Genomic DNA, 8964 nt, shown 5'->3' with positions numbered 1-8964 from the left:
GGCGCGTTGGCGGCGAGCACGTCGGCCGGGCAGCCGGCCGCGCGCGCCTCGTCAGGATCCCCGTGGCACTTCGCGGCGGCGCCGGCGGCCTGCTGCGCATCGGTGAGCTGCCAGGTGGTCAGCGCGAGCTGCAGGTCCGCCTTGTTGTAGGCCATTTCCTCGCGGATCTCGCGGACGGCGACGATCGCGACGGGCACGGCCCAGAACACGATCACGATCAGCCAGCGGCGGAACCAGCGGTGTTGTCTCCATGCCATCCATGCCTCCGTTTGACGCGCGTGCGCGTCCGTCTCGAGGGCGGCCCGATGGCGCTTCTTGTACTTGGATGGGCCGCGTTGCAGCCATCATAGAAGAAATCGCGGCGAATTGCCGCACCATGTGGCGGCGCCGGCACGGCGGGCCGGGAAAGCGGGGCGGGAGAGGTCGGGGCCGGGCGCGTCGATGCGCGTGCAACGAAAACAAAAATGCCGCGCCCGCCGAAGCGGTGCGCGGCATTCGATACGGGAGCGCCGGAACTCAGGCTGCCGGCTGATTGCTCAGGCAGCTCTTCATGAACGCCTTGCGGTCGTCGCCCTTCTTGCCGGTGGCCTGCGTGTTGCATGCCTTCATCTTTTCCTGCTGCGTCATCGCCTTCGCGGGCTTCGCCGACAGGCAGTCCTTCATGAACGCCTTGCGTTCATCGCCCGTCTTGCCGGCTGCCTGGGTGTTGCAGGCCTTCATCTTGTCCTGCTGGCTGTTCGCCGCGAACGCGGGGGAAGCCAGCATGCCGCCGAGAAGCACTGCGGCTACGAGCGATTGGATTTTCATTTCGACACTCCCATGGGGTGAATTGCGTTTTATCGACGCCGTCACGACGCACCGCACGATGAGCATAGGGCCGCATCGCGCGGGGCGATCCGATTATGGCAAATCAATGTGAAAACACCAAAACGGCACTTCCTATAACGTTGCAGATACCACGTCCGTTGACGGCGCACCCGGCCGGACGATCGGGGCAAACCATGATGTGCGGCGGCCGGCCCCGGCCGCCGTGCCGGAACCTGCCGGATACCGGCCGCAAGCCTTTACAATCGCGGCCATGAATACTCTGAATCCCGCATCCCCTTCGTCCGCGGCGGCCCTGCCGCGCATCGCCGTGCTCGCCACCGGCGGCACGATTGCCGGTGCCGCACCCGACGCGGCCAGCACGGCCGGCTACCAGGCCGGCGCACTCGGCGTCAATTTCCTGGTCGACGCGGTGCCGGCGCTCGCGTCCGTCGCGCGCATCGACGCCGAGCAAGTCGCCAGCATCGACAGCAAGGATCTCGCGCTGCCGCTGTGGAACACGCTCGCCGCGCGGATCGACGCGCTGATGGCCGACCCGGCGGTCGACGGTATCGTGATCACTCACGGCACCGACACGCTCGAGGAAACCGCGTATGCGCTGCACCTGGTCGTCAGGGGCGACAAGCCGGTCGTGCTGACGGCCGCGATGCGGCCGGCGACCGCGCTGTCGTCCGACGGCCCGCTGAACCTGCTGAATGCGGTAACGGTGGCCGCGCATCCGTCCGCGCGCGGGCAGGGCGTGCTGGTCGCGTTCAACAACCGGATCCACGGCGCGCGCGACGTGGTGAAGACGAGCACCTATGCGGTCGACGCGTTCCAGTCGCCGGAACTCGGCGCGCTCGGCTGGGTGCAGGACGGCCGGGTCGAATTCGCACGCCGCGTCACGCGTTCGCGCGACGCGCAGCTGGCGATCGCCGCAGCATGGCCGCCCGTCGAAGTGGTCGCCAGCTACGCGGGTGTGACGCGCACGGCCGTCGACGCGCTCGTCGCGGCCGGCGTGCGCGGTCTCGTCGTCGCCGGCACCGGCAACGGCTCGATCCATGTGACGCTGCAGGCGGCGCTCGCCGATGCGGTGAACGCGGGCGTGGCGGTGGTGCGTGCGTCGCGCGTCGGGTCGGGGCACGTGATGCGCAACGGCGCCGCGAGCGACGATGCGCTCGGTTTCGTGAGCGCGGGGTCGCTGCACCCGTTCAAGGCGCGCGTGCTGCTGATGCTCGCGCTGGCGAACGGCATTCACGATCGCGACGCATTGCAACGCGCGTTCGATACGCTGTGATTCGATGAGGGGATGACCGATACGCGCCGATTGCACGGCGCGCGTCGCCCATGAAAAAGGCAGGCCGAGCGGCCTGCCTTTTTTGCGTCAGTGCTGCACGAATGCTCAGGACTGCGGCGGAATCACGAGCTTCTGGCCCGGGTAGATCCGGTCCGGGCTCGACAGCATCGGCTTGTTCGCCTCGAAGATCGCCGGGTACTTGTTCGCGTCGCCATACACTTCCTTGGCGATCGCCGACAGCGTGTCGCCCGGCTTCACGTCGTGGTACTGCACTTCCGGATCGTCCGGTTGCAGATCGTCGTCGTTGACGCCCGCGACGCCCTGCACGTTGCCGGCCGCGACCTTGACCTTCGCCTTCGTGTCGAGGTCGGCGACGCTGCCCGACAGCGTCACGGTGCGCGACGCGCCGTCGAACGCCACGGTCAGGTTCGACGTATCGAGACCCTGCGTGTTGATGTAGTTCTTGATGGCATCGGCCGCGGTCTGGTTTGCGGCATTCGGATCTTCCGCTGCTTGCGCGTCGGCATGACCCAGCAGTTTTTCACCCGCCTCTTTGATAAACGAAAGAAGACCCATCGTTGCACTCCTTGGGTGGTTGAAAAGAAAACGCGCCGTGAAGTGGCGAAAAAAACACCGCGCTGGGCGCGGTCACCGGAAGTGACCACAAGCGCGGCGGTTTTCTCGAAAGGCGTGGCGAAAGTGTAGGCGTTCAGCGCGACGATTGCATGAAAAATCGCACGCTCGAACGTAAAGAAATGTAATACGCGAAATCCGACAGGCGGACACCCGACGACGACGTCTGACCGACCAAGGCTTCCCCGGCGTCGCCGGGTGCCGCTGCGGACCCCACCACGCCGCTCTCAGCCCAGAGCGGCGTTTTTCGCCCCGTCCCGCATGCCGTCGGCAGTGCAGGGCGGGGCGCCCCACCGTGATGCGCGCGTGTCTCGCGCATCGATGCGACCGGTCGTGCCGGTCGCGTGTGTCATTCGCGTGTCCGTCATCGCGACGGACCGCGCGTTACGGCATCATCGGAACGAAGCCGCGCCAGGCGGCATGCGTTCAGCCCGCCGTCTTCTCGATCTCGAAGTTCGACATGATCTCGAGCGCACGCACGAGTGCCGAGTGATCCCATGCCTTGCCGCCGTGCGATGCGCACACGCTGAACAGCTGCTGCGCGCTCGCCGTGTGCGGCAGGGCGAGGCCGAGCTTGCGTGCGCCGTCGAGCGCGAGGTTCAGATCCTTCTGGTGCAGCTCGATGCGGAAGCCCGGATCGAACGTGCGCTTCGTCATCCGCGCGCCGTGCACTTCGAGGATGCGCGACGCGGCGAAGCCGCCCATCAGCGCCTGGCGCACGCGCTCCGGATCCGCGCCCGAGCGTGCGGCGAACAACAGCGCTTCGCCGACGGCTTCGATGTTCAGCGCGACGATGATCTGGTTCGCGACCTTGCAGGTCTGGCCCGCGCCGTTGTCGCCGACGAGCGTGATGTTCTTGCCCATCTTCTCGAACAGCGGCTTCGCGCGGTCGAATGCCGCCTCCGGGCCGCCGACCATGATCGTCAGCGTCGCTTCGCGGGCGCCGACTTCGCCGCCGGACACCGGCGCGTCGAGGTAGTCGCAACCGAGCGCGTTGATCTGCTTCGCGAATTCCTGCGTGTCGAGCGGCGAGATCGAGCTCATGTCGATCACGAGCTTGCCGGCCGTCAGGCCCTTCGCGACGCCGTCGTCGGCGAACAGCACGTTACGCACGTCCGGCGTATCCGGCACCATCGAGATGATGATGTCCGCGTTCCGTGCGACTTCGGTCGAGTTCGCGACGACCTTCGCGCTCGTGCGCAGGTCGTCGGGAATCGGGAACGCGCCGTTCACGACGAGCTGGTGGTCACCCTTGAGCAGGTTGCGCGCCATGTGCGCGCCCATGATGCCGAGGCCGATGAAACCGATGGTTGCCATGTGAAAGTCTCCTATAGGGGCGTATGCGGAAAGGGCGGATCTCAGGCGGCGCGACGCGCCGAGCCCGGTGCGCAGCCGGCGACGCTGTGCAGCCAGCCGAGGCCTTCCGTCGTGGTGGTGCGGGGCTTGTATTCGCAGCCGACGTAGCCGGCATAGCCGAGCCGGTCGAGCAGCGCGAACAGGAACGCGTAGTTGATCTCGCCCGTGCCCGGCTCGTTGCGGCCCGGGTTGTCCGCGAGCTGGACGTGGCCGATCGACGCGAGGTTGCGTTCGATCGTCGCGGCCAGTTCGCCTTCCATGCGCTGCATGTGATAGATGTCGTACTGCAGGAACAGGTTGTCCGAGCCGACCGCGCGGATCACGTCGAGCCCTTCCGACGAGCGGTTCAGCGCGAAACCCGGGATGTCGAAGCTGTTGCACGGCTCGACGAGCAGGCGGATGCCTTCGCGCTTCAGCGCGTCGGCGGCAAAGCGCAGGTTGTCGACGATCGTGACGAATGTCTTGTCGCGCGCCGTGCTCGCCGACGGAATCCCGACGAGGCAGTTCAGCTGCGGCACCTTCAGCGCCTTCGCGTACTCGATCGCGCGGCCGACACCTTCCTGGAACTCGCCGACGCGATCGGGCAGGCACGCGATGCCGCGCTCGCCCTGGTCCCAGTTGCCGGCGGGCAGGTTGTGCAGCACGAGGCGCAGGCGATGCGTCTCGAGCCGCTCGGCGAGTTCCTCTTTCGCGTACGGGTACGGGAACAGGAACTCGACGGCGTCGAAGCCCGCATCGGCGGCCGCCTTGAAGCGGTCGAGGAACGGCACTTCGTTGAACAGCATGGTCAGGTTTGCAGCAAACTTCGGCATGAGCTAAGCCTCTTCGGTCGGTCAGTCAAAAATGGCGTGCGGTTCAGTCGAGCATCGAGATCGCGGTCGGTGCGTGCTCGGCCTTTTCGGCGAGATCCTCGAATTCGTTGATCGCGTCGATTTCGGTACCCATCGAGATGTTCGTCACGCGCTCGAGGATCACTTCGACGACCACCGGCACGCTGAATTCTTCCGCGAGCGTTTGCGCCTGGCGCAGCGCCGGCTCGATCTCCTCCGGCTTGAACACGCGCAGCGCCTTGCAGCCGAGGCCCTCCGCGACGGCCACGTGGTCGACGCCATAGCCGTTCAGCTCCGGCGCATTCACGTTGTCGAACGCGAGCTGCACGCAGTAGTCCATGTCGAACGCACGCTGCGCCTGGCGGATCAGGCCGAGGTACGAGTTGTTCACGACGACGTGCACGTACGGCAGCTTGAATTGCGCGCCGGCTGCGAGTTCCTCGATCATGAACTGGAAGTCGTAGTCGCCGGACAGCGCGACGATCGGGCGGCTCGGGTCGGCCGCACGCACGCCGAGCGCGGCGGGGATCGTCCAGCCGAGCGGGCCCGCCTGGCCGCAGTTGATCCAGTTGCGTGCCTTGAACACGTGCAGGAACTGCGCGGCGGCGATCTGCGACAGGCCGATCGTGCTGACGTAGCAGGTATCGCGGCCGAACACCTTGTTCATCTCTTCGTACACGCGCTGCGGCTTGACCGGCACGTTGTCGAAGTGCGTCTTGCGCTGCAGCGTACGCTTGCGTGCCTGACAGTCGGCGACCCATGCGCTGCGGTCCTTCAGCTTGCCGGCGGCCTTCCATTCCTGCGCGACCGCGACGAACAGTTCGAGTGCGGCTTTCGCGTCCGACACGATGCCGAGATCCGGGCCGAACACGCGGCCGATCTGCGTCGGCTCGATGTCGACGTGCACGAACTTGCGGCCCTTCGTATAGACCTCGACGCTGCCCGTGTGACGGTTCGCCCAGCGGTTGCCGATGCCGAGCACGAAGTCGGACGCGAGCAGCGTCGCGTTGCCGTAGCGGTGCGACGTCTGCAGGCCGACCATGCCGGCCATCAGCGGGTGGTCGTCCGGAATCGCGCCCCACGACATCAGCGTCGGGATCACCGGCACGCCGACCGTTTCCGCGAACTGCACGAGCAGGTCTTCGGCCGCCGCGTTGAGCACGCCGCCGCCCGACACGATCAGCGGCTTGTCCGCGTCGTTGAGCATTGCGAGCGCCTTCTCGATCTGCGCGCGGGTGGCCGCGGGCTTGTAGACCGGCAGCGGTTCATAGGTGTCGATGTCGAACTCGATTTCGGCAAGCTGCACGTCGATCGGCAGGTCGACCAGCACCGGGCCCGGACGGCCCGAGCGCATCAGGTGGAATGCCTGCTGGAACACGCGCGGCACCAGCGCCGGTTCGCGCACGGTGACGGCCCACTTGGTGACGGGCTTTGCGATCGATTCGATGTCGACGGCCTGGAAGTCTTCCTTGTACAGGCGGGCGCGCGGTGCCTGGCCCGTGATCGCGAGGATCGGGATCGAGTCGGCGGAAGCGGAGTAGAGACCGGTGATCATGTCGGTGCCGGCCGGGCCCGACGTGCCGATGCACACGCCGATGTTGCCCGGGGCCGCACGCGTGAAGCCTTCGGCCATGTGCGACGCGCCTTCGACGTGGCGGGCCAGCACGTGGCTGATGCCGCCGGACTTGCGCATCGCCGAGTAGAACGGGTTGATCGCCGCACCCGGCACGCCGAACGCGGTCTGGATGCCTTCCTTCTCGAGCACGAGCACAGCTGCGTCGACGGCTCTCATCTTGGCCATGAATGTCTCCTTGAATGGGGTGGATCTTGCGAATGGGTCTGTTGGGGACACTTTAGGGATGCAGGAAAGGTTTGATAAGATCAGCCGAAGTCGCTTTTTTCGAAACTAAAAGTATGGAATGACGGCCGGGCGGGGCTTTCCGCCGGAGCCGGAACAGAGACGGAGACGGGAGATGGATCGCTTCAAGCAGATCGAGACGTTCGTGCGCGTGGCCGATGCCGGCAGCCTCGCGGCGGCGGCGCTCGAGGAGGGCGTGTCGCCGGTCGTGCTCGGGCGGCGCATCGACGCGCTCGAGAAGCGGCTCGGCGTGAAGCTGATGTACCGCTCGACGCGGCGGCTGGTGGTCAGCGAGGAGGGCGCGGCGTTCCTCGAGCGCTGCCGCGGGCTGCTGTCCGAATGGGACCAGGCCGAGAACGAACTGGCCGCCGGGCGGCGCGCGGTCAGCGGGCACCTGATCGTGTCGGCGCCGGCCGCATTCGGGCGCAAGCATGTCGCGCCGCACGCGCCGGGCTTTCTGGCCGACAAGCCCGAGATGCAGCTGTCGTTCAACCTGACCGACCGCGTCGTCGATCTCGTGCGCGAAGGCTACGACCTGTCGATCCGGATCGGCGGTGCCGTCGATCCGAACTTCGTCGCGGTGAAGCTCGCGTCGAACCGGCGCGTCGTGTGCGGCACGCCCGAGTATTTCCGCCGGCACGGCCGGCCGAAGTCGCTCGACGACCTGCTGAGGCACAACTGCCTGGCGTTCAACCTGCAGGGCGGGCAGAACCGCGGCTGGTATTTCCAGCGCCACGGCAAGATCGCGACGATGCGCGTGGCCGGCAACCTCGACTGCAACGACGGCGAACTGCTGCACCGCTGGGTGGCCGAAGGCCTCGGGCTCGGCTGGCGCTCGACGTGGGAAATCGCCGCGCAGCTCGAGACGGGCGAGCTCGAGACCGTGCTCGACGAATACGCGCTGCCCGATTACGACATCCTTGCGGTCTACCCGCAGCAGCGCTACGTGCCGGCGCGCGTGCGTTATTTCATCGACTACCTGCGCGCCGCGTATGCGCGCCCCGGTTACTGGAGCACCACGCCGTAACGGGAGGCGGGCGGCCCGGCGATTTTTTTACGCTTCATGCGCCCGGCGCGGGAATAAACTCGACGCAGCAACGGTATGGTCATCGAGCGCGCACGTCGCCGGTCTGTCCGGGCGCCGTGCGCGGAACGGGCGCGGTTTCGGCCGCCGGGACCAGGGAGGCCATGTGGGGCAAGCCGGACAGGCGGTCGAAGAACGGGTGGCAGACGACGCGGTCGCGCGCGGCGAGCGGTTTCGCGCGCTCGTGCTGCCGCATCTCGACGCCGCGTACAACCTCGCACGCTGGCTGAGCGGCAACGCCGGCGATGCGGACGACGTCGTCCAGGACGCGTGCATGCGCGCACTGCGCTTCGTCGATTCGTGTCGCGGCGACAACGCGCGGCCGTGGCTGCTGACGATCGTGCGCCACACCTGGTACACGGAGTGGCGGCGCCGCACGCATGCGCACGAGGTCGCGCTGCCCGATACGCTGGACGACACCGACGTGCCCGACGACTGGCAGCCCGCCACCGAGGACCCGCTCGCGCACCTGCTGCGCGGCGAGAACGTGCGGCTCGTGAACGCGGCGCTCGCGAAGCTGCCGCCCGAATACCGCGAGGTGCTGGTGCTGCGCGAGATGGAGGACCTGAGCTACCGCGAGATCGCGGCGATCGCCGACGTGCCGGTCGGCACGGTGATGTCGCGGCTCGCACGCGGCCGGCGCAAGCTCGCCGCGCTGCTGGGCGGCGAGCCGGCACCGGCGGCCGAAGGCAGGCCAGGCCGTACGCCGGCAGGCGGAACCGCATCGGAGGCTATCGATGGACTGTAACGAAGCGCGAGCGTTGCTGGACGCGGACGTCGACCGCGAGCTGTCGGCGCCCGACGCGTTGCGGGTCCAGCAGCATGTCGAAGGGTGCGACGTGTGTCGACAGGAACGCGAACGGATCGTCACGCTGGTGCAGGCCGTGCGTCAGGCCGACTATCACCGTGCGCCGGATGCGTTGCGGGCGAGCATTCTTGCGAGCCTGCCTGCCGCGGCCGACGCGCCTGCCCGCGAGCAGGCGCGGGCGGAGCCGCAATCCGGATCCCGATCGCAGCCGCAGCGGCGGCCGCGCGGGCGTAACGGGTTGTCCTGGCTGCGGGGGCTTGGCGGGGCGGCACGCCCGGCCACGGCCGGCACCGG

General features: G+C 67.5%; 9 protein-coding genes and 1 pseudogene. 4 read left to right on the top strand and 6 right to left on the bottom strand.

The features are described 5' to 3' along the window. Window positions 1-257: pseudogene (locus tag L810_RS30720) on the bottom strand (hypothetical protein); the annotation flags it as partial. Window positions 258-516: 259 nt separating this feature from the next. Then, complete coding sequence (locus L810_RS30715; RefSeq protein WP_011549641.1) at window positions 517-807, bottom strand: PsiF family protein; 291 nt, start codon at window positions 805-807, stop codon at window positions 517-519. Between the two features lie 271 nt (window positions 808-1078). Here L810_RS30715 and L810_RS30710 point away from each other — a divergent pair, with 271 nt between their 5' ends. Continuing rightward, window positions 1079-2101: an asparaginase gene (locus L810_RS30710; RefSeq protein WP_021162126.1), complete on the top strand. Its 1023-nt coding sequence runs from the start codon at window positions 1079-1081 to the stop codon at window positions 2099-2101. A 105-nt stretch (window positions 2102-2206) separates the two neighbouring features. Here L810_RS30710 and lysM read toward each other — a convergent pair whose 3' ends face one another. The 4 genes from lysM to gcl all read right to left on the bottom strand — a co-directional run bounded on the left by lysM (window position 2207) and on the right by gcl (window position 6721). After that, window positions 2207-2677: a peptidoglycan-binding protein LysM gene (lysM, locus tag L810_RS30705; RefSeq protein WP_021162125.1), complete on the bottom strand. Its 471-nt coding sequence runs from the start codon at window positions 2675-2677 to the stop codon at window positions 2207-2209. A gap of 483 nt (window positions 2678-3160) precedes the next feature. Further along, window positions 3161-4066 (bottom strand): 2-hydroxy-3-oxopropionate reductase, encoded by a 906-nt coding sequence (locus tag L810_RS30700; RefSeq protein WP_373453109.1) that lies wholly within the window; start codon window positions 4064-4066, stop codon window positions 3161-3163. A 26-nt stretch (window positions 4067-4092) separates the two neighbouring features. Next, entirely contained in the window at window positions 4093-4902 is an 810-nt protein-coding gene (gene hyi / locus L810_RS30695) for a hydroxypyruvate isomerase (protein ID WP_021162122.1), read from the bottom strand. A gap of 43 nt (window positions 4903-4945) precedes the next feature. Next, on the bottom strand, window positions 4946-6721 hold the full coding sequence (gene gcl / locus L810_RS30690) for a glyoxylate carboligase (RefSeq protein ID WP_021162121.1): 1776 nt from the start codon (window positions 6719-6721) through the stop codon (window positions 4946-4948). Window positions 6722-6893: 172 nt separating this feature from the next. On the opposite strand from gcl, the gene L810_RS30685 reads away from it, so the two are divergent. The 3 genes from L810_RS30685 to L810_RS30675 all read left to right on the top strand — a co-directional run. Further along, on the top strand, window positions 6894-7805 hold the full coding sequence (locus L810_RS30685; RefSeq protein ID WP_021162120.1) for a substrate binding domain-containing protein: 912 nt from the start codon (window positions 6894-6896) through the stop codon (window positions 7803-7805). Window positions 7806-7968: 163 nt separating this feature from the next. Continuing rightward, window positions 7969-8610: an RNA polymerase sigma factor gene (locus L810_RS30680; RefSeq protein ID WP_021162119.1), complete on the top strand. Its 642-nt coding sequence runs from the start codon at window positions 7969-7971 to the stop codon at window positions 8608-8610. Further along, on the top strand, window positions 8600-8964 hold a 365-nt coding region (locus tag L810_RS30675; protein WP_042976789.1), incomplete at its 3' end, for an anti-sigma factor family protein. The genes L810_RS30680 and L810_RS30675, both read left to right, overlap by 11 nt.

Source organism: Burkholderia sp. AU4i (assembly GCF_000466765.1).
Taxonomy (GTDB): domain Bacteria; phylum Pseudomonadota; class Gammaproteobacteria; order Burkholderiales; family Burkholderiaceae; genus Burkholderia; species Burkholderia cepacia.
Note: the sequence above shows the minus strand (reverse complement) of the source record. Positions and strands in the feature narration are given on the sequence as shown.

What these genes read in the sequence shown, in the direction of transcription:
- gcl (WP_021162121.1), bottom strand. Translation starts at nt 6,721, where the DNA reads ATGGCCAAGATGAGAGCCGTCGACGCAGCTGTGCTCGTGCTCGAGAAG.
- lysM (WP_021162125.1), bottom strand. Translation starts at nt 2,677, where the DNA reads ATGGGTCTTCTTTCGTTTATCAAAGAGGCGGGTGAAAAACTGCTGGGT.
- hyi (WP_021162122.1), bottom strand. Translation starts at nt 4,902, where the DNA reads ATGCCGAAGTTTGCTGCAAACCTGACCATGCTGTTCAACGAAGTGCCG.
- L810_RS30710 (WP_021162126.1), top strand. Translation starts at nt 1,079, where the DNA reads ATGAATACTCTGAATCCCGCATCCCCTTCGTCCGCGGCGGCCCTGCCG.
- L810_RS30715 (WP_011549641.1), bottom strand. Translation starts at nt 807, where the DNA reads ATGAAAATCCAATCGCTCGTAGCCGCAGTGCTTCTCGGCGGCATGCTG.
- L810_RS30685 (WP_021162120.1), top strand. Translation starts at nt 6,894, where the DNA reads ATGGATCGCTTCAAGCAGATCGAGACGTTCGTGCGCGTGGCCGATGCC.